The organism is Photobacterium profundum (genome assembly GCF_003026285.1).
Taxonomy (GTDB): Bacteria; Pseudomonadota; Gammaproteobacteria; order Enterobacterales; family Vibrionaceae; genus Photobacterium; species Photobacterium profundum.
This window is the reverse complement of the sequence record NZ_PYOD01000008.1, coordinates 69,187-89,353: the sequence shown is the minus strand read 5'-3', so window position 1 is coordinate 89,353 and position 20,167 is coordinate 69,187. Positions and strand designations below refer to the sequence as shown.

Genomic DNA, 20,167 nt, shown 5'->3' with positions numbered 1-20,167 from the left:
CAACCCAAGTTTGGGTGTATGCATTGATATTATTGAGCTAACAGCGAATTAGACCTAACTTATAGCCAGACAAAAAAACGCTGACAAGGCTTTTCGCACTTGAAAGCGTCTTTTCTTTACTTAACTTTGCTGCACATCACTATTTGGGCCATTTACCAGTTCAATACCTGTTGGATTATTCTGCAATGCAATTGTTAGCACTTCATCAATCCAACGTACTGGCCGCACGACCAAATCAGCAATTACGTTAGCTGGAATTTCTTCCAAGTCACGTTCATTCTCTTTAGGAATGATGACTGTTTTAATACCACCACGGTGGGCTGCTAACAGCTTCTCTTTCAAGCCACCGATTGGCAATACTTCACCACGTAGGGTAATTTCACCTGTCATTGCAACATCCGCACGAACAGGGTTACCAGTTAAGCTCGAAACAAGTGCCGTACACATTGCGACACCCGCACTAGGGCCATCTTTTGGTGTTGCACCTTCTGGTACGTGAACGTGAATATCACGCTTCTCGTAAAAGTCGGTAGCAATACCTAGACGCTCTGCACGTGCTCTTACAACGGTCATCGCTGCTTGAATCGACTCTTGCATTACATCACCGAGTGAACCAGTGTAGGTCAACTTACCTTTGCCTAGCATTGACTCTGTTTCGATAGTCAATAAATCACCACCGACTTCAGTCCACGCTAAACCCGTCACTTGACCAATACGATTGCTTTCATCGGCTTTACCGTAATCACAACGCTGAACACCAAGGTAGTCTTTTAGATTAGCTTGATTAATCGTGACTTTCTTAACGTCGTTATTCAATAAAATTTCTTTTACTGCTTTACGACAAAGCTTTGAAATTTCTCGCTCAAGACTACGTACACCCGCTTCACGCGTGTAATAACGTATAATGCCGATTAACGCTGAATCTTCAACTTCAATCTCGCCCACTTTTAAGCCATTACGTTGAATTTGCTTATCGAGCAGGTGGTTTTTTGCAATATTTAACTTCTCATCTTCGGTATAACCCGACAGACGAATAACTTCCATACGGTCAAGTAACGGACCTGGAATGTTCATAGAGTTAGACGTTGCGACAAACATTACATCAGAGAGATCGTAATCAACTTCCAAGTAATGATCGTTAAAGGCGTTATTTTGCTCAGGGTCTAATACTTCAAGCAAGGCAGAAGCTGGGTCGCCACGCATATCAGATGACATTTTGTCGATTTCATCTAATAAAAACAGTGGGTTTTTTACTTCGACTTTCGCCATTTTTTGAATTAGCTTACCCGGCATAGAACCAATATACGTTCTACGGTGACCACGGATTTCAGCTTCATCACGAACTCCGCCTAGCGCCATTCGTACATACTTACGCCCTGTTGCGGCGGCAATAGACTGGCCTAATGACGTTTTACCAACACCAGGAGGACCAACAAGACAAAGAATTGGACCTTTCAGTTTATTAATACGGCTTTGAACCGCTAAATACTCGAGAATACGTTCTTTAACGCGTTCTAAGCCATAGTGATCAGCATTCAGTACTTCTTCAGCTTTTGCTAAGTTGCGCTTCACTTTAGAACGCTTATGCCAAGGCACACTCAGCATCCAATCGATGTAACCACGCACGACAGTCGCTTCCGCAGACATAGGAGACATCATTTTAAGCTTTTGAAGCTCTTGTTCTGTCTTCTCTTTCGCTTCTGCTGGCATCTTAGACGCTTCAATCTTTATTTTTAAAGATTCAAATTCATCTGGTGCATCATCAAGCTCACCCAATTCTTTTTGGATGGCTTTCATTTGTTCGTTTAAATAATACTCACGTTGGCTCTTTTCCATTTGCTTCTTAACGCGTCCACGAATGCGTTTTTCAACTTGAAGCAAATCGATTTCAGATTCCATCATCGCCATCAAGAACTCTAAACGCTCTGTGATATCGATAATTTCGAGTACTTTCTGTTTATCTGCCAACTTCAAAGGCATGTGCGCAGCAATGGTATCAGCAAGGCGAGCCGCTTCATCAATACCATTTAAGGACGTTAGCACTTCTGGTGGGATCTTTTTATTCAGCTTAATAAAGCCTTCGAATTGGTTGATAGCAGTACGTACCAGTACTTCCTGCTCTCTTTCATCCATTTCTGGTGTAACCAAAAATTCAGCTTGTGCGCTGAAAAACTCATCATCGACAAGATTTTCAACCGCAGCACGCTGCTGACCTTCCACCAAAACCTTCACAGTACCGTCTGGCAATTTCAATAACTGCAAAATAGTGGCAACTGTACCTACATTGTACAAATCTGTGATTGCAGGTTCATCAGTGGCAGCTTCTTTCTGAGCTACCAGTAGAATTTGTTTATTGTTATCCATTGCTGATTCAAGGCAACGAATTGATTTTTCCCGTCCCACAAACAATGGAATCACCATGTGAGGGTATACCACCACATCACGCAGTGGCAGAACCGGAATATCAAGGCGCTCGGAACGCTCCAGGTTCATATGCTTCTCTCTTCCTTTTAGTCTCTTTAATGAGTATATGGGGGTAACCCACTATTATTCAACGGGAGAAGTAACAGAAAACAAAAAAGGAGGCCAAAGCCTCCTTTTTTTATTCATTATGTGCAGTTATTAGACACTTATTCAGCACCAGCTGCCTGATTTTCGGTGTTTTCGTAAATCATAAGTGGTTCTGACTCGCCATTAATAACAGACTCATCAATAACAACTTTACTTACACCAACAGCCGATGGCAGTTCATACATTGTATCAAGTAAAACAGCCTCAACAATTGAACGTAAGCCACGGGCACCAGTTTTACGGTCCATTGCTTTACGTGCAATCGCAACTAATGCATCGTCACGGAACTCAAGCTCAACATTTTCAAGCTCAAGTAGCGCAGCGTACTGCTTAGTTAATGCATTTTTGGGTTCGCGAAGAATTTGAACCAACGCATCTTGATCAAGTTCAGTCAACGTTGCGGTTACAGGCAAACGACCAATAAACTCTGGAATAAGACCGTACTTCACCAAATCTTCTGGTTCTACTTTCTTAAATAAGTCACTGATTGTACGCTCTTCGCTCTTTGAACGAACATCAGCACCAAAGCCAATACCCGTACCCGTTGCGACACGCTGCTCAACAACTTTATCTAAACCGGCAAATGCACCGCCACAGATAAATAGAATCTTAGAAGTATCAACTTGTAAAAACTCTTGTTGAGGATGCTTGCGTCCACCTTGTGGTGGAACAGAAGCCACTGTACCTTCAATCAATTTCAATAGCGCCTGCTGAACACCTTCACCAGATACGTCACGCGTAATTGATGGGTTATCAGACTTACGAGAAATCTTATCGATCTCATCGATATAAACAATACCGCGCTCAGCTTTAGCTACATCATAGTCACATTTCTGTAGCAACTTCTGAATGATGTTTTCAACATCTTCACCAACATAACCCGCTTCAGTCAGCGTCGTTGCGTCAGCCATTGTAAATGGAACGTCTAGCATACGTGCTAACGTTTCAGCTAGAAGCGTTTTACCACTACCAGTAGGTCCGATAAGTAGAATATTACTTTTACCTAGCTCAACACCGTCACTTGTAGTGTCGCCATTACGAAGACGTTTGTAGTGGTTGTATACCGCTACAGCCAAAACCTTTTTCGCATGGTTTTGACCAATAACATAATCATCCAGGTTTGTACGAATTTCTTGCGGAGTCGGAAGTTCATTGCCATCACGCTTAGGCATCACTTCTTTGATTTCTTCGCGAATGATGTCGTTACAAAGATCGACACACTCATCGCAAATATACACAGAAGGGCCAGCGATTAGCTTACGAACTTCGTGTTGACTTTTTCCACAGAAAGAGCAATACAGCAGTTTTCCACTACCAGTCTCTTTTCGCTTATCTGTCATTCGCTAACCTCATTTTGGGTTTTCACCCATCATTGCTTTGTTTTGAGTGTATAACAATTCTTACGATTTTGCTCCGTTACGCAGTAAAGCTGCACAACAAAACCATCAGAAAGAATTAATCACGCTGCGTCAAAACAGAATCAACCAAACCGTATTCAACCGCCTGATCTGCTGACATAAAGTTATCACGGTCTGTATCGCCTTCAACAATTTCTAAAGGTTGACCGGTATGCTCAGCAAGTAGGTTATTCAAACGTTGTTTGATAGTTAGAATTTCTTGTGCATGGATTTGAATATCCGATGCTTGCCCTTGGAAGCCACCTAACGGCTGGTGAATCATAACGCGAGAGTTAGGCAGGCAGTAACGCTTACCTTTTGCGCCACCAGCTAGTAAGAATGCACCCATTGAACATGCTTGCCCCATACATACAGTGCTCACATTAGGTTTGATGAACTGCATTGTGTCATAAATTGACATGCCAGCAGTAACAGAACCACCTGGAGAGTTGATGTAAAGGAAGATGTCTTTATCTGGGTTTTCAGATTCAAGAAACAATAGCTGTGCAACCACTAAATTAGCCATATGATCTTCAACCTGACCGGTCAAGAAAATCACACGCTCTTTTAGTAATCGGGAATAGATGTCGTAAGAACGCTCACCACGAGAAGTCTGCTCGACCACCATTGGAACCAGCGCATCCGTAATTGGAGACATTGCGTTTCTTTCTTGGTAGCTCATAACGTTATTTCCCTAAAATAAATGGCCCGAATGAAATGACTCACACGGACCATTGTTAGCAGATGATTCGAAACAAAGTCAAATCTCTACAGCAATTTCAGCAAATTAAGCTGCTGGTTGGTTCATTAAATCGTTAAAACCAACTTCTTTTTCTGTAACCTGAGCTTTAGCAAGAAGCGCATCAATAGCTTGCTCTTCTAGTGCAACATTACGCATGTTGCTCATCATCTTTTCGTTCTGCTCGTAGTAAGAAACAACTTCTGTTGGATCTTCGTATGCAGAAGCCATTTCAGCGATGATTGCTTTAACGCGATCTTCGTCTGCTTTTAGCTCTTCAGTTTTGATTACTTCACCGATTAGAAGACCAACAACTACACGACGCTTAGCTTGTTCTTCGAAAAGCTCACGTGGTAGTTCAGGCGTGTTCTTAGCATCGCCACCAAAACGCTGTGCAGCTTGCTGACGTAGAACATTGATTTCTTGGTCGATAAGCGCAGCAGGAACATTGATGTCGTTCTGCTCAACAAGACCGTCAAGAACCTGCTCTTTAATGCGACCTTTAACAGCTTGCTTAAGTTCACGTTCCATATTCTTGCGAACTTCAGTTTTCAGACCGTCAATAGAACCGTCTAGAACACCAAATTTAGCAATGAACTCTTCAGTTAGCTCAGGTAATTCCTGCGCTTCAACTTTATGTAGAGTGATAGCGAAAGATGCTGCTTTACCTTTTAGGTTTTCAGCATGGTATTCTTCAGGGAAAGTAACTTCTAGAGTAAATTCTTCGCCTGCTTTTTTACCAACGATGCCGTCTTCAAAGCCAGGGATCATACGGTTTTGGCCCATTGCTAGAGCGAAACCGTCTGCTTTACCGCCTTCGAATTCTTCACCGTCGATAGAACCGATGAAATCGATCGTTACGCGGCTATCAGCTTCTGCTGCTGCATCAACGTCAGACCAAGTTGCTTGCTGCTTACGTAGCGTATCAAGCATATTAGTCACGTCTTCGTCTTTAACTTCAACTGCTGGCTTTTCTACAGCAATTTTATCTAGACCCGCTAAAGCAATCTCAGGGAACACTTCGAAAGAAGCTTTAAATACAAGATCTTTACCTTCAGCGATGTCTACTGGAGTGAAAGTAGGTGCACCCGCTGGATTGATTTTTTCTTTAACGATAGCTTCGATAAAGTGACGCTGCATTACTTCGCCTAGGATATCTTGACGAACAGAGCCGCCAAACATACGAGCAACCATTTTCATCGGTGCTTTACCAGGACGGAAACCATCGAAACGACGATTTTTAGCAATTTTTTTCAGCTCTGCAGTTACTGCGTTTTCAATGTTAGCAGCAGGAACTGTAATAGTTAGATGGCGTTCTAGGCCTTCAGTAGTTTCAACGGTAACTTGCATTTTATTAAACCTCAAATCTTACTCAGTTTTCCTGAGTGATGTCGCCGAACAGTCTTTTAAGACGGTGGCATCCTTTCGTGCTACGGCTAAAACCATAGCACCTCTAATTCTGCTAATTTCTAGTACTTCTGACTTAACAATTCCAAAGATGAACCATCTTCAAAAGGGCAAAAAGCCACAGGACTAGAAATTTAACGCGCTATTATAACGATATGAGCACTTGCCGTCGAGGCAGATAATGTCAAACCGCAATCAAATGCAACTTCAGGACAAGATAGGGGCAAAAAATCGATTTTCAAGGGTGAAAAGTAAAAAATCTGCTTTAAGCATGATTTTTCAACGTAAAAGGCGCAAAAACAACCGAACGAGAAACAAGATAAGTATAAAGATTAGTCAAAATATTCAATTTCATCGAAGCGAATTTATCGTTCAAAAAACGAACTTATTAATAGTTTTATAGCTAAACAACGTAGATCGTGTAACGCGGCTTAATCATAATATATTGAAAAGATAAAATCAGACGATAAAAATTATGTTTTAATCATACGACGTTCATAAAGAGATGGAAAAAAGAGATGAGCAAGCAAGAAGTGGTGCGCCCTGCAGGATTCGAACCTGCGACCACATCCTTAGAAGGGACGTGCTCTATCCAGCTGAGCTAAGGGCGCTCTGTACTATTTTTAATAACTAATTTCGGTGATAACTAAAAACGAAATCACTGACGTAACATTGCGTTACGGGGCAGAATTATACGTCGCTACGATACAAGGTCAATGCTTTTTCCTGAATTTTTCCACTTTAAGTGCTGAGCGGTCAAAGTTCCAACAACATGGTTTAATTCAAGTCTAGAATATCGCCCCTATCTTCTGTCTCCGAAGTAATTTTAGCCAATGGCATGTCTCTCATTTAGCGATTAATGATCGACAAGCGCTTGAACAAAAAAAGCAAACGTTTGCGCAGTAGACCTGGTTCACATTATCTGAGACAATTACGTTGCTTATTCTTAGCCCTACCCAAAAGGAAAAACATGGCAGCTCAAATTATTGATGGCAAATTAATAGCCCAAACTGTTCGACAGGAAGTAGCCGCGCGCGTTAAAGCACGCGTTGAAGCTGGGTTACGGGCACCTGGTTTAGCCGTGGTACTTGTAGGGCAAGATCCAGCCTCTCAAATTTATGTTGGCAGCAAACGTAAAGCTTGTGAAGAGGTTGGCTTCGTATCCCAATCATTCGATCTGCCTGCAAACACAAAAGAAGTAGAACTTTTAGCACTAATTAACGAGCTAAATACCAATAAAGAAATTGATGGTATTTTAGTGCAGCTACCACTGCCTGCAGGAATTGATACCACCAAAATACTTGAGCATATCGACCCGGAAAAAGATGTCGATGGTTTCCACCCATATAATGTGGGTCGTTTAAGCCAACGTATCCCTAAACTTCGTTCGTGTACGCCAAAAGGCATTATCACTCTGCTAGAGCGTTACAATATTCCCGTACGTGGTAAACATGCTGTTATTGTTGGCGCATCCAATATTGTCGGTCGACCAATGACATTAGAGATGCTACTAGCAGGAGCCACAACAACCACATGTCACCGCTTCACTCAAGATCTTGAACATCATGTAAGGCAAGCCGATATTTTGGTTGTTGCCGTGGGCAAGCCTAGCTTCATTCCTGGTGATTGGATTAAAGAAGGAGCGACAGTTATTGATGTGGGTATCAATCGTTTAGATAGCGGTAAGCTAGCAGGTGATGTGGAATATGACGTTGCACGTGAAAAAGCGAAACACATTACCCCTGTACCTGGCGGCGTGGGTCCAATGACAGTTGCTACATTAATCGAGAACACACTATTAGCTTGCGAGCAATATCATAGCTAAATCTCTAGTCTCTAGTCTCTAGTCTCTAGTCTCTAGTAAAAGGCAATAAAAAACCGAGGTGTTACCTCGGTTTTTTTATAACTCTATTTCTATACTCAGGATTCAGAGTGTTCTCAGCGTGTTTAATTCAAGGAAAACATGTGTTACATGATTAAAGTGTTTTAACCATATCTTTTAAATAGGCTTTGAAATCATCACCAAGGCTATTATGACGAATACCATATTCAACAAAAGCCTGCATGTAACCAAGCTTAGTACCACAATCGTGGCTCTTACCTGACATATGGAAAGCATTAACTTGCTGAGACTCCATCAACATATCAATGGCATCTGTTAACTGAATTTCATCACCAGCACCAACAGGTGTACGTTCTAGCATTCCCCAAATTTCAGCAGGAAGTACGTAACGCCCCACAATGGCGAGGTTTGAGGGTGCATCTTCAAGTGCTGGTTTCTCTACCACTTTAGTCATTGCTGCGGTTTCACCCGGCTTTAAGTCAACGCCGCTAACATCAGCAACACCGTAACTCGATACATCAGCCATCGGAACGGGCTCTACCATTACTTGGCTTACTTTTGTTTCATTGAACGCTGCAATCATTGCTGCCATATTTTCAGTGCGTAAATCACTGGCAGCATCATCAAGAACAACATCAGGTAAAACAACAGCAAAAGGTTCATCGCCCACTAACGGCCGAGCACTTAGTACTGCATGGCCTAGACCTTTTGCTTGACCTTGACGTACGTGCATGATCGTTACATCTTTTGGACAAATACTTTGTACTTCTTCAAGCAATTGACGTTTAACACGTTTCTCTAACGTCGCTTCCAATTCAAAAGAGGTATCAAAATGGTTTTCAATCGAATTCTTTGAAGAGTGAGTAACCAAGATGATTTCTTTAATACCAGCCGCAACACACTCGTTGACCACATATTGGATCAAAGGGCGGTCAACAATAGGCAACATCTCTTTCGGGATAGCCTTTGTTGCTGGCAACATACGCGTACCAAGACCCGCAACAGGGATAACGGCTTTACGAACAGGGGAAGTCTTTGTCATTATCAATTCCATTAATTTTCAAAAGATATTGGTGACACCAAAATCAGCACCAATGCCATCATGCTGATTTTTATAAGCGGTAATTAAATATGTGTCACTGCTTTATACAAGCTTAATGTCCCAACTATACAAGCCTTGCTCTTTTTTGTCTTTCTTATATAAAAAAAGCCCGTAAATTTCATTTGAAACTTACGGGCCTCTCAAGAATTAAGAATTAATCTTTTACAATATCTTCATTTTCAACACTGACTTTTACAGGTTTACCCAATAGATTAATCAACATAAATGATCGTTTCTCACCATCAGCTTCTTGGTAGATTGCTTCTATCCCCTTAAATTGCCCTTGCTTTAGCTGTAGGCACTCACCAGGAATAGGTAAACTAGAGAGTTTAGCTTGGTGATCTTCACAGTTTTCATTCATCATCAAACCATACACCAACTCTTGCTGAACCATTTGCGGTCTAGCACCTTGTCGGATGAAATCTGCAACACCACGCGTAGAGCGTACCGTTGTATAGCTTAAATGTTCAGGGTCAAAATACACAAAAATATAGCTAGGAAAGAGGGGCTCACTGGTTTCAACTCGTTTACCACGCACAATTTTATTCACGCTAACCTGAGGGTAATAACATTCGACACCTTGCCTGTCCAAATTTATAACTGCACGCTCTTGCTCACTTCGCTTACAGTAAAGAAGGAACCAATCTTTCATAACAATCTCTGCAATCTATATACGCTGCATCAAATTATAATAATTCCCCCATAAAGAACAACTCAAAATATGTATCCAGTTTGATACTTTTGATTTCATCTCTCCCAAGATGTTACAAATGTAACAAATATGAATTATCAAAAATATTAATATATAACACCACATAAAAACAAAAATTAAGGTTAATAGTCTAAGAAATCACTATTAATAAGGATTACATTTCATTTAAACTAGATAGAACTTAGTTTCCACTTTTGTATAAAATACACGCATAACCTTAAAAAACAACAAGTTAAAATGTTGGCGTTATATTTCGCGATTGTGAAAACTTGCAGAGTAAAAATTTGTGCTTTATAAAACTAGCAGCATTAGCAAACACATAAATAATAAAACATAGAGAATAATTATGAACAATCGTAGTAGCGGTGACTTATTAGGTCACCCAAAAGGTTTGTTTCTTCTGTTTGGTACCGAATTATGGGAACGTTTTTCATATTACGCCATGCGCGCAATTTTAGTTCTATACCTTACAGATAAAACCATCAACGGCGGCCTAGGATGGTCGACACAAGACGCGCTTAACCTATACGGCATCTACACCGGCCTTGTTTACATCACCCCTTTAATTGGTGGATGGATTGCTGATAACTTCTTAGGTCAACGACGTTCAATTATTATTGGTGGTGTATTAATGGCCTTAGGTCAATTTACACTGGCATTACCGCACAGCATGATTGACCCTAATGCAGTAACGGCATTCTATTTAGGCCTTGCGCTATTAATTGTGGGTAATGGTCTTTTCAAACCAAATATTTCAACAATGGTTGGCGATCTTTACCAAGATGGCGATCATCGTCGTGACGGTGCATTTACTATTTTCTATATGGGTATCAACCTTGGTTCTTTATTAGCAGGTATTATTGCTGGTACTGCATCAATGAATTATGGCTGGAAAGCCGGCTTCCTTACCGCTGGTATTGGTATGGTTATCAGCTTAGTAACTCAACTTATTTTTGCTGAACGTATTCTTGGTAACATTGGTAAAGTACCCGCCGCTAAACGCGCTGCAGAAATGAATAAATCAGGTAAAAAAGAGCCATTAACTACACAAGAACGTGACCGACTAAAAGTCATCATGATTATGGGCTTGTTTGTTGTTATCTTTTGGGCTGGCTTTGAGCAGGCTGGCGGTTTGATGAACATCTTCTCACAACAATATACTGATCGCATGATTGGTAGCTTTGAAGTGCCAGCAGCTTGGTTCCAATCATTAAACCCATTCTTCGTTATTACATTAGCACCGATCATTGCAGCACTTTGGGTGAAGATGGGTCCTAAAGAGCCGAACTCTCCAGTCAAGTTCGCAATGGGTTTATTCTTCCTTGCAATCGGCTTTGTATTCATGATGGGCGCAGTAATGCAGCAAGGTGGCGACATTACAGTGAAAACATCAATGCTATGGTTAGTCGGTGCATATTTCTTCCATACACTTGGAGAGCTATGCCTATCACCTATTGGTCTATCAATGGTTACTAAACTTGCGCCGCTACGTTTAGCATCATTAATGATGGGCGCATGGTTTGGCTTCAATGCGGTTGCTAACTATGTCGCTGGTATTATTGGTTCATTAATGGGCGAATCAGGTCCAATGGCTATATTCAGTGGTATCGCAATTGCTGCAACAATTGCAGGTGTATTACTGCTTCTTTGCTCAAACCAACTTGTTCGTTGGATGCATGGAGCAGAAGGAAAGGCAGTTGAAGATGTGAATGGTAAAGCTGTAGAAGCATAATTCATAGTTTTTAGCTTAAACTAGGGCGAGTGTTAGAATCCCGATTCTTACTACTCGCCCTACTTCGTTTGGTATAATACTGACACTTTCCTCGCCCCTTACTCTATATCGTTTATCACGATTCCAGTCGCTTCAGTGTCACACTGAAACTTGCCGAATCTATTTCACTTAAAGATAATCTGCCACCAGAATCTGATAATGATAAATGAATAGTGTCATTATTTATGGCACCTTGACCAAGCCATGGTTGTGCCATGATAGATGTGGTTTCTTCACTGGTTTGTAATACAGCGCCTAAGCCTGCAGAAATAACATTCAAGCTACGATCATAAGCACTAAATATTCCGAATAAACCTTTAATCGGTGAAGAATAGTCAGAATGCTTCATCCCCTTTTCAATTAGCTGAATGAGATGATTTAAATTATTTTCATCTGCCATTTGAGTGCGGATATAATCATTAAACAATGCGCGAATAAGTAATGTGGTTGCAGTACCTTGCTCACTATCAGAGGCTGAGTCCACTAAATAAAACGCTAACCTTCCATCCATTAACCAGGTGTAATCTAACAACACAGGTTGCACATCAATAGATTGAAGCACGCAATAGTTGAGTTGCCAATCACCAAAGCTTGATTCAGTTTCGGGCATTAATCCAACTAATAACTCTCTGGCAATAATTGGGTTGTCTTGTAACTCTTTTATGTGCCATTCTAGCTCTTCATCAATAACACTTTTATCTTCTCCGGCACCGAACCATTGATTAGTAAAGTCTCTGCCTTCTTCAGAAGAGTCTTGCGCCCTAAGCACAGATAAAAGAGACGCCTTTAATACCATGATGTTATCGAGAGGCTTTATCAAAAAATCTTTAACACCATGACGTAATGCCGTCGCGACATCAGCCATATCACCTGTACCAGAAATAACAATGACAGGTACCATCGGATACTGCATCGATATTTCTTCGACAAATTCCATGCCTGATAAAATAGGCATCGCAAGATCACACAACAATATATCAGGAATCACTTCACGTAATGCTTGAAGACCTTTTAACCCATCTTCTGCTTCACGCACCATGCATCCTTGGCTCTTTAGAAAACCACAGATCATATTTCGGAAAACGGGGTCATCCTCAACAACGAGTACATCTTTTCCCTCAAGCAATGAGTACATCCTCCACAGAAAAGCATCAAGTAGCGTGAAATTCAATCAACCCAATGAGTTTCGATTAACTGCAGCTTAATCAAATCCCTATATCAATAATAAAGTACATTAAGGTGGTAAGGTTATTAATCTTCCTATCAGAAGCATAGGATCAAAATACCCATTCGTCAGGAAGGGAGGATGAAGAACAGTAAAAAGTACTCATTTCTGCAGCCTACATCAAAAAAACAGACATTTTAAACACAAATTGAAAGCATAAAAGTGCTCACCTATCATTTAAATTAAAAACTTTGAGATAAGCGACATCTTTTGAAACATTTTGTTATACAATTCCTTGTAATGAGTTTTCAAAAATGATCGCATATGAAACTTGATGATTTAAATTTATTCCGCATGGTAGTCGAGAATGGCAGCTACACTGGTGCCTCTCGTAAAACACAAGTGCCGGTAGCAACTCTGACCCGTCGTATTCAAGCTCTGGAAGAATGTTTGAATCTTCGATTACTCAACCGTCACGCTCGTAAACTGTCATTAACAGAAGCTGGACAAAAGTTTTATGATGATTGTGCTCCCCTACTTCAACAGCTTGTTGATACGACGGAGCACATTAGTGAAGAATGTAAAGGTGCTGCTGGTAAATTAAAAATAGCTGCACCATCTAATTTAACAAAAGTGCTGCTACAGCCAATGTTGAATGCATTTATGCTAAAGCACCCTGCTATCAATATTGAATTGCATATGAGCAGCGAGCCCGAGCAGTTGGATCCCACAGATTGGGATATTATGTTTAGAGTCGGTCCACAGCGTGATTCTACGCTTATCGCTCGCCGTATTAGTGCAGTAAAAGATATTTTGGTTGCGAGCCCTATCTATCTCAAAAACAATCCAGAACCTAAACATGCTCAAGACCTTCATGATCATACCTTACTAAAAGGCAATCCACTGCTTCGTTGGCGTATATCAGATCACAATGGTGATACCGTTACTATCAATGAACGTGGTCACTTTGAAGCAAATCAGCTTAATGTCGTTCGTAAGGCATGCTGTGCAGGTTTAGGTATCACACTTATGCCTGATGTAATGCTAGAGCAATACATTGAGTCTGGTGAGCTTGTGCGCATTCTGGATAACTGGTCAGCGAACCCTCGTGAAGTCTATATTCTTTATAACCATCGAGATTACCAACCAGAAAAGCTTCGTTTATTCATCGAATTTGCAAGCGACTTTTTTGCATTAAGCTAATCGTGATTTTCAATTTTTGATTAAAGCCAGTTGCCATAACTGGCTTTTTTTATGCCAAAGTTACGTCAATCACTTTCAACGTTATTAGAGTGATCTTTCTAGATATATACCAAAAGTGAATAACGCCATTCCTTGCTAACTTTCCAATCTCCGACTAAATGTTAATAGTAGTGAAATGCTCGACTTTGCCTTTCAACATCGAATATCTAACGATAGTTATGTGCGCTGCTAGCACTTTTTAACGAGGAAACGTTATGATTTTGGGACATTTATTTGGAATTTACGCCCACCCCAAACAAGAGTGGCGCACCATTGACAAGGAACATGAGGGAGTTACAAAAAGTCTCAGCCACATTCTTATTATTGCCACCTTACCACCTCTATTTGCGTTTATTTCTAGTGTCTTTATTGGTTGGAAAATAGGTGTGGGTCAACCTATCTACTTAACCCAGACAAGTGCACTTAGCATGTCGATTGCTATGTATTTCGCATTAGTTGTGGGGGTATTTGCACTCGCCTATTTATCGTATTGGATGAGTCATACCTTTGGTTCTACACCAACCTATACACAAGCACTTGAGCTTGCAGCCTATACTGCCACACCACTGTTTATGATCAGTATCGCTGCCTTATATCCGCACATCTGGTTTCTAATGATTGCTGGTTTGCTGGGTATTGCTTACTCGGTGTACCTGTTATATACCGGCGTGCCAATTCTGATGCATATACCAGAAGAACGAGGTTTCATTTATTCCAGCTCAATCGTGACCTGTGGTTTGGTTTTATTAGTATCAATTTTAGCTGGCTCGGTAATCCTGTGGGAATACGGCTTAGGTCCACAATTTAGCCATTAAACACCTCTATTCAAACGACAAGCTAAATTCCACAGACAAAAAAGCGAAGCTCTTGGCTTCGCTTTTTTATATATTAAGCTTTATTACTCAGCGCAGATTAAACGCCTTCGTTATGAAGCTCTAGATTAGCAAGATCTTGCTGAATTTCACGTTGAGTTTTGGAGTCTTCATTACGTAACGAATCTAAAAATTCAAGGTACTGTTGATCAATATCACCCGTTACATAACTGCCATTAAATACCGACGTTTCGAATAATTTAATATCAGGGTTACCTTCAGCTACCGCAGCCACTAAATCTTCCAAATCTTGGAAAATAAGACCATCAGCACCAATCATTTTACTGATTTCGTCGACTTCACGGCCATGAGCAATTAACTCATTTGCTGATGGCATATCAATACCATAAACATTAGGGAAACGTACTTCTGGTGCAGCTGATGCTAAGTACACTTTGTTAGCACCTGCATCACGTGCCATTTCAATGATCTGCTCAGATGTTGTACCACGAACAATAGAGTCATCGACTAAGAGTACATTCTTGCCTTTAAATTCAGAGCGGATCGCATTCAATTTACGGCGTACTGATTTACGGCGCATTTGCTGACCAGGCATGATAAATGTGCGACCAACATAACGGTTCTTCACAAAACCCTGACGATATGGCTTGTCGATTGTACGTGCGATTTCTAATGCACTGTCGCACGATGTTTCTGGAATAGGAATAACAACATCAATATCTAGATCATCCCACTCGCGCTTGATTTTCTCACCCAATTTCTGCCCCATGCACACACGTGCACTGTAAACCGACACTTTATCCATGAATGAGTCTGGGCGAGCGAAATAGACGAATTCAAAAATACACGGATTCAATACAGGGTTATCAGCACATTGTTCAGTATATAATTGGCCATCAAAAGTAACGTATACGGCTTCGCCAGGCGCAACATCACGCATGAAGTCAAAACCTACCGCATCAAGTGCAACAGATTCAGAAGCAACCATATATTCCATTGAACCGTCAATTTCACGCTTACCAATACATAGAGGGCGAATACCATGTGGGTCGCGAAATGCGATTAAACCATGGCTAATCACCATCGCAACAACGGCATATGCACCTTTTACATTGCGATGAACTTCACGTACCGCAGTGAAAATATCTTCAGGTTTCAAAGGGTAAGAGTTAGACAGTTCTAGCTGATTGGCCAATACATTCAACAGAATTTCAGAGTCTGATGTTGTATTCACATGACGACGAGCATGGGTAAATAAAGATTCTTTAACTTCAGCAGCATTTGTTAAATTACCATTATGTGCCAAAGAAATACCGTAAGGTGAATTCACATAAAATGGTTGAGCTTCTGAAGCACTAGAACTTCCTGCTGTTGGGTAACGTACATGACCAATACCCACATTCCCTTGAAGACGTTGCATGTGTCTAGCTTCAAACACATCACGAACAAGTCCATTCGCTTTACGCAGACGGAAACGATTGCTTTCCAGAGTAACAATACCGGCAGCATCTTGACCACGGTGTTGCAACACGGTCAGTGCATCATAGATAGACTGGTTTACTGGGGTAGACCCCACGATTCCGACAATACCACACATGTCCTAAATCCTCGTCACGCATTAAATATCAGATTGTGCGCAGCAATAGCATCAGTAACACTGTTGCCACATACAATTGATAAGAAGCCGACGCTACAGTGCGCCGGGTAAAAAACTTGATGTATCTTTAATATATGAAAAGAACCATTCAATCACCATACCAAACTGAGGAATCAATTCTGACGATTTCCACCAATCAGCACTTGAAAACCCAGTAAAGGTATCAATGAAAAATAGTATGGCAGATACAATAAGTACCCCTCTCACACCACCAAATACAACGCCGAGTACACGGTCTGTACCTGACAAACCTGTTTTTTGTACGAGTTGCCCAATAACGTAGTTCACTACCGCGCCAACAACCAGCGTTGAAATGAACAAGACAGCAATTGCACTACCGTTTCGCAGTGTGTCGTCCTGAATATTGGTAAAGTAAGCTGCCAACTGATTGTAGAAGTTGCTTGCAATGAAAAAGGCAGCAAACCAAATAACTAACGATAAGGCTTCTTTAACAAATCCACGGATCAAACTGACCAGTGCAGAGAAGCCAATCACGCCTAAAATTACGTAATCTATCCAGATCATCATTTATATATATCGTCTTGTTGATGCGTATTCTAACAGAAAAAATGAGAACGCAAACGTTTACCTAAGGATTTAGTGGGTTAAATCTGACCAACTGGCCTTTTAATCCGGTTAATTTTTCCAATTGAACAACTTGGTCAGAAAGTTTATCTTTCGATACATCTGGACCAACAACCACCCTTGCCAAGTCACCTGATTTGGGTTGTTTAGGAAATACATGCGCTTGAAATCCCGCTTTGCGTAAATCAGCCACCAGCTTATGCGCGTTCTCAAAATTACGGAAAACACCAAGCTGCACTACCCAACCGCTGTTTATATTGTTTATCTTTGGTGACTTAACGGGCTGCGGTTTCACAGTTAAAGGTTCAGCACTTTTTACCACAGCAGCCATTTTTGAATCAGACGTAAGTTCAAACCCTTCGTCACCTATAACGGCAGATACCGGCTCTTGCGGCAGTATAACGTCTTCAAATTCAGGTTCTGGAATAACGGCGTATTCCTCCTGATCAGCAATTTCAGGCTGTAAAGGAATACTGGCAAATTGCTCTTGGTAATGCTCTTTTTTTCCATCAAATAAATCGGGTAAAAAAATCACACCAATCGCAACTAAAACAATGGTACCAATAAGACGATTTTGAAATTTACTCGCCACATATACTCCTGTTTATTCTGGGACTAATCGCAAAAAATCTTCTGCGAAAAATGTCTCTGTTCATTAATCACAAAGAAACTAACGATGAGAGAGATAACTAGATACTTGACCGACAGTGTAAAACGAGCCAAAGACGATTACCACATCGTCTGGTGCAGCTTGTGTTAACGCAGCGTCAAATGCTAACTCAGGAGAGGCAAAGCCTGCGACATCGACAGATAAATGGCTGAGAATTTCATCTGCTTTAGCAGCACGCGGACCTTCTAAAGATGCGGGATACCATGTATCAACAATCCCTTTCATCTCATCGATTGTTGCGGCAATATCTTTATCATGCAACATAGCCACAACCGCATGAATACGCGTTTTGTTTTCACGTATTTTCAACTGCGTTAATTGTGATGAAAAATACTCAGCGGAATGAGGGTTATGTGCCACATCCATCAACACGAGTGGTGACTCATTCACCCGTTCCATACGACCGGGCAACGATACTTTAGCCAAGCCTGCTGCAATATTCTCATCGCTAATCTCAAGATCAGCAGTACCCAGTGCCATTAGTGCTGTCGCAGCATTGGGAAGTGGTAATGCGGGAATAGGTAAATCTGTTAAATCAAATGCCCCACAATTCCAGCTCCAAGTATCCCCTTGCTGCTCATAGCTAAACTGGTAGCCAACCTGATAAAGCTCAGCCCCAATATCATCGGCGTGAGCTGGCACACTTGCTGGAGGATTCGGCTGCCCACAAATCGCCGGCTTTTCAGAACGGAAAATACCCGCCTTTTCAAAGCCAATAATTTCAATATCATCACCAAGCCAATCAACATGATCAACCGCTAGGCTGGTAATAACAGACACATCGTGATCAACAATATTGGTTGCATCTAGTCGTCCACCTAAGCCAACTTCTAGAATCACTACATCAACACGCTGCTGCTTAAATAAATGCAGTGCGGCTAATGTGCCAAATTCAAATAAGCTTAAACTGATGTCACCACGGGCTTGTTCGATATGAGCGAAAGCAGCACTGTGGTAACTATCATCAAGTTCTTGTCCATTAATACGAACACGTTCGTTGTAACGAATAAGGTGAGGTGAACTGTAAACACCTACCTTGTAGCCTGCATCAATCAATATCGCTTCAAGAATAGCGCAGGTAGACCCTTTCCCGTTCGTTCCCGCAACGGTAATAACGCGTTCTGCTGGTTTGATCAATTGCTCTTTTTGAGCGACAGCAAACGCACGATCTAACCCTAGATCAATCGCGCTGGTATGAAGTTTCTCTAAATAGGTCAGCCATGAAGGCAAAGAGGCTGTGGCATGTGGTGCAGTCAATCCAGACATTGGTGATATATTCACTTATTGATACCCATTGGAGCGTCTAATCTAACACTGAACTGTCGTTAAATTAATCCAAACAAACTAATAAATTGTTACTGCTAGCATTTTAAAACATTTTCTTGTTAAAAGGCCTCAAACTATTGATATAAAAAAGCGCCTGTTAAATACATTCAACAGGCGCTTTCTATTCAATTCTAAACAATTTTCGAACAATAATAATAAACGAATGGCTTATTCTTGTTCTTTTGTTTGCTCTGGTGCACTTTCTTCAAGTTTAGGTTGTTCAATAGGTACAACTAAAGGTGAAGAATGGTTGGTCATTTTAGCAACAAGACCACCAATACGCTGACGCATTTCACGACGGTTAACAATCATATCAATTGCACCATGTTCAAGCAGGAATTCACTACGCTGGAAACCTTCAGGAAGCTTTTCACGTACTGTTTGCTCAATAACACGTTGGCCAGCAAAACCAATCAATGCTTTTGGCTCACCGATATTGATATCACCTAACATTGCAAGGCTAGCTGATACGCCGCCCATTGTTGGGTCAGTCAATACTGAAATAAAAGGCAGACCTTTTGCAGATAAACGCTCTAATGCTGCACTCGTTTTCGCCATTTGCATCAGTGACGTCAATGCTTCTTGCATGCGTGCACCGCCACTGGCAGAAAAACACACTAATGCACAATTACTTTCGATGGCTTCATTAACAGCACAAACAAACTTAGCACCAACAACGGAGCCCATAGAGCCGCCCATGAAAGAGAACTCAAATGCACAAGCAACAATCGGTTGCTCTAGCAATGTTCCTTTCATAACGATAAGTGCGTCTTTTTCGCCACTTGATTTTTGAGCAGCAGAAATACGATCTTTATATTTCTTAGAATCACGGAATTTTAATATGTCTTTTGGCTCAAGATCTGCAGCCAACTCCACTTGACTCTCCGTATCAAGAAACGTTTCAAGACGACGACGAGCTTTCATTCGCATGTGATGATCGCACTTTGGACAAACTTCTAGGTTACGTTCCAGATCGGCGTGATAAAGCACTTGCTCGCACGAAGTACATTTAGTCCAAACCCCTTCAGGGATTGACACTTTACGAGAAGAGACAATATTGCTTTTAGTTAGAATCTTTTCAAGCCAGCTCATGAATGACCTTTAATTTAATTCCCCCGCCTATTTTACGCCGAGGATACAAATTCAA

16 protein-coding genes and 1 tRNA gene are annotated in these 20,167 nt (G+C 41.2%); 4 read left to right on the top strand and 13 right to left on the bottom strand.

Going from position 1 to position 20,167, the window contains the following annotated elements:
* Positions 1-120: 120 nt before the first annotated feature.
* The 5 genes from lon to C9J48_RS18055 all read right to left on the bottom strand — a co-directional run bounded on the left by lon (position 121) and on the right by C9J48_RS18055 (position 6,725).
* Positions 121-2,493, bottom strand: coding sequence for an endopeptidase La (lon, locus tag C9J48_RS18080; RefSeq protein ID WP_006232986.1), 2,373 nt, complete (start codon positions 2,491-2,493; stop codon positions 121-123).
* Positions 2,494-2,630: 137 nt separating this feature from the next.
* Positions 2,631-3,911 (bottom strand): ATP-dependent protease ATP-binding subunit ClpX, encoded by a 1,281-nt coding sequence (gene clpX / locus C9J48_RS18075; RefSeq protein WP_006232985.1) that lies wholly within the window; start codon positions 3,909-3,911, stop codon positions 2,631-2,633.
* 115 nt (positions 3,912-4,026) lie between these two features.
* Positions 4,027-4,650, bottom strand: coding sequence for an ATP-dependent Clp endopeptidase proteolytic subunit ClpP (clpP, locus tag C9J48_RS18070; RefSeq protein WP_006232984.1), 624 nt, complete (start codon positions 4,648-4,650; stop codon positions 4,027-4,029).
* 105 nt (positions 4,651-4,755) lie between these two features.
* Positions 4,756-6,057 (bottom strand): trigger factor, encoded by a 1,302-nt coding sequence (gene tig / locus C9J48_RS18065; protein ID WP_006232983.1) that lies wholly within the window; start codon positions 6,055-6,057, stop codon positions 4,756-4,758.
* Between the two features lie 591 nt (positions 6,058-6,648).
* Positions 6,649-6,725: transfer RNA gene (locus C9J48_RS18055), tRNA-Arg, on the bottom strand.
* Positions 6,726-7,084: 359 nt separating this feature from the next.
* Here C9J48_RS18055 and folD point away from each other — a divergent pair.
* A complete protein-coding gene (gene folD / locus C9J48_RS18050; RefSeq protein ID WP_006232981.1) occupies positions 7,085-7,939 on the top strand; it encodes a bifunctional methylenetetrahydrofolate dehydrogenase/methenyltetrahydrofolate cyclohydrolase FolD in 855 nt (284 codons plus the stop codon).
* A 151-nt stretch (positions 7,940-8,090) separates the two neighbouring features.
* On the opposite strand, the gene galU is transcribed toward folD, so the two are convergent.
* Positions 8,091-8,999, bottom strand: coding sequence for a UTP--glucose-1-phosphate uridylyltransferase GalU (gene galU / locus C9J48_RS18045; protein ID WP_006232980.1), 909 nt, complete (start codon positions 8,997-8,999; stop codon positions 8,091-8,093).
* A gap of 214 nt (positions 9,000-9,213) precedes the next feature.
* A complete protein-coding gene (rfaH, locus tag C9J48_RS18040) occupies positions 9,214-9,711 on the bottom strand; it encodes a transcription/translation regulatory transformer protein RfaH (protein ID WP_006232979.1) in 498 nt (165 codons plus the stop codon).
* A 406-nt stretch (positions 9,712-10,117) separates the two neighbouring features.
* Here rfaH and C9J48_RS18035 point away from each other — a divergent pair, with 406 nt between their 5' ends.
* Positions 10,118-11,503: a peptide MFS transporter gene (locus tag C9J48_RS18035; RefSeq protein ID WP_006232978.1), complete on the top strand. Its 1,386-nt coding sequence runs from the start codon at positions 10,118-10,120 to the stop codon at positions 11,501-11,503.
* Between the two features lie 115 nt (positions 11,504-11,618).
* Here the strand turns inward: C9J48_RS18035 and C9J48_RS18030 are convergent, their stop codons facing one another.
* Positions 11,619-12,668 carry a response regulator gene (locus tag C9J48_RS18030; protein WP_036804138.1) on the bottom strand — a complete coding sequence of 350 codons (1,050 nt, stop codon included), beginning with the start codon at positions 12,666-12,668 and terminating at the stop codon, positions 11,619-11,621.
* Between the two features lie 363 nt (positions 12,669-13,031).
* Between C9J48_RS18030 and C9J48_RS18025 the strand changes: the two genes are divergently transcribed.
* Together C9J48_RS18025 and C9J48_RS18020 are read left to right on the top strand one after the other, a co-directional pair.
* Positions 13,032-13,910 carry a LysR family transcriptional regulator gene (locus tag C9J48_RS18025; RefSeq protein WP_006232976.1) on the top strand — a complete coding sequence of 293 codons (879 nt, stop codon included), beginning with the start codon at positions 13,032-13,034 and terminating at the stop codon, positions 13,908-13,910.
* Between the two features lie 254 nt (positions 13,911-14,164).
* Positions 14,165-14,764 carry a Yip1 family protein gene (locus tag C9J48_RS18020; protein ID WP_006232975.1) on the top strand — a complete coding sequence of 200 codons (600 nt, stop codon included), beginning with the start codon at positions 14,165-14,167 and terminating at the stop codon, positions 14,762-14,764.
* A gap of 97 nt (positions 14,765-14,861) precedes the next feature.
* Here the strand turns inward: C9J48_RS18020 and purF are convergent, their stop codons facing one another.
* The 5 genes from purF to accD form a co-directional block, all read right to left on the bottom strand.
* A complete protein-coding gene (purF, locus tag C9J48_RS18015; protein ID WP_006232974.1) occupies positions 14,862-16,379 on the bottom strand; it encodes an amidophosphoribosyltransferase in 1,518 nt (505 codons plus the stop codon).
* A gap of 93 nt (positions 16,380-16,472) precedes the next feature.
* Positions 16,473-16,964: a CvpA family protein gene (locus C9J48_RS18010; RefSeq protein ID WP_006232973.1), complete on the bottom strand. Its 492-nt coding sequence runs from the start codon at positions 16,962-16,964 to the stop codon at positions 16,473-16,475.
* Positions 16,965-17,028: 64 nt separating this feature from the next.
* Positions 17,029-17,616, bottom strand: a complete 588-nt coding sequence (locus C9J48_RS18005; RefSeq protein WP_006232972.1) for an SPOR domain-containing protein — start codon at positions 17,614-17,616, stop codon at positions 17,029-17,031.
* Positions 17,617-17,694: 78 nt separating this feature from the next.
* On the bottom strand, positions 17,695-18,960 hold the full coding sequence (folC, locus tag C9J48_RS18000; RefSeq protein WP_006232971.1) for a bifunctional tetrahydrofolate synthase/dihydrofolate synthase: 1,266 nt from the start codon (positions 18,958-18,960) through the stop codon (positions 17,695-17,697).
* Positions 18,961-19,188: 228 nt separating this feature from the next.
* The gene (gene accD, locus C9J48_RS17995; RefSeq protein WP_006232970.1) at positions 19,189-20,112 is read right to left on the bottom strand and encodes an acetyl-CoA carboxylase, carboxyltransferase subunit beta; all 924 of its coding nucleotides are present in this window, start codon (positions 20,110-20,112) and stop codon (positions 19,189-19,191) included.
* Positions 20,113-20,167: the final 55 nt, after the last annotated feature.

Excerpts from the sequence above, each read along its gene's own strand:
- clpX (WP_006232985.1), bottom strand. The coding sequence starts at position 3,911 with ATGACAGATAAGCGAAAAGAGACTGGTAGTGGAAAACTGCTGTATTGC.
- C9J48_RS18010 (WP_006232973.1), bottom strand. The coding sequence starts at position 16,964 with ATGATCTGGATAGATTACGTAATTTTAGGCGTGATTGGCTTCTCTGCA.
- galU (WP_006232980.1), bottom strand. The coding sequence starts at position 8,999 with ATGACAAAGACTTCCCCTGTTCGTAAAGCCGTTATCCCTGTTGCGGGT.
- C9J48_RS18020 (WP_006232975.1), top strand. The coding sequence starts at position 14,165 with ATGATTTTGGGACATTTATTTGGAATTTACGCCCACCCCAAACAAGAG.
- rfaH (WP_006232979.1), bottom strand. The coding sequence starts at position 9,711 with ATGAAAGATTGGTTCCTTCTTTACTGTAAGCGAAGTGAGCAAGAGCGT.
- C9J48_RS18035 (WP_006232978.1), top strand. The coding sequence starts at position 10,118 with ATGAACAATCGTAGTAGCGGTGACTTATTAGGTCACCCAAAAGGTTTG.
- C9J48_RS18025 (WP_006232976.1), top strand. The coding sequence starts at position 13,032 with ATGAAACTTGATGATTTAAATTTATTCCGCATGGTAGTCGAGAATGGC.
- clpP (WP_006232984.1), bottom strand. The coding sequence starts at position 4,650 with ATGAGCTACCAAGAAAGAAACGCAATGTCTCCAATTACGGATGCGCTG.
- purF (WP_006232974.1), bottom strand. The coding sequence starts at position 16,379 with ATGTGTGGTATTGTCGGAATCGTGGGGTCTACCCCAGTAAACCAGTCT.
- accD (WP_006232970.1), bottom strand. The coding sequence starts at position 20,112 with ATGAGCTGGCTTGAAAAGATTCTAACTAAAAGCAATATTGTCTCTTCT.
- lon (WP_006232986.1), bottom strand. The coding sequence starts at position 2,493 with ATGAACCTGGAGCGTTCCGAGCGCCTTGATATTCCGGTTCTGCCACTG.
- folD (WP_006232981.1), top strand. The coding sequence starts at position 7,085 with ATGGCAGCTCAAATTATTGATGGCAAATTAATAGCCCAAACTGTTCGA.
- folC (WP_006232971.1), bottom strand. The coding sequence starts at position 18,960 with ATGTCTGGATTGACTGCACCACATGCCACAGCCTCTTTGCCTTCATGG.
- tig (WP_006232983.1), bottom strand. The coding sequence starts at position 6,057 with ATGCAAGTTACCGTTGAAACTACTGAAGGCCTAGAACGCCATCTAACT.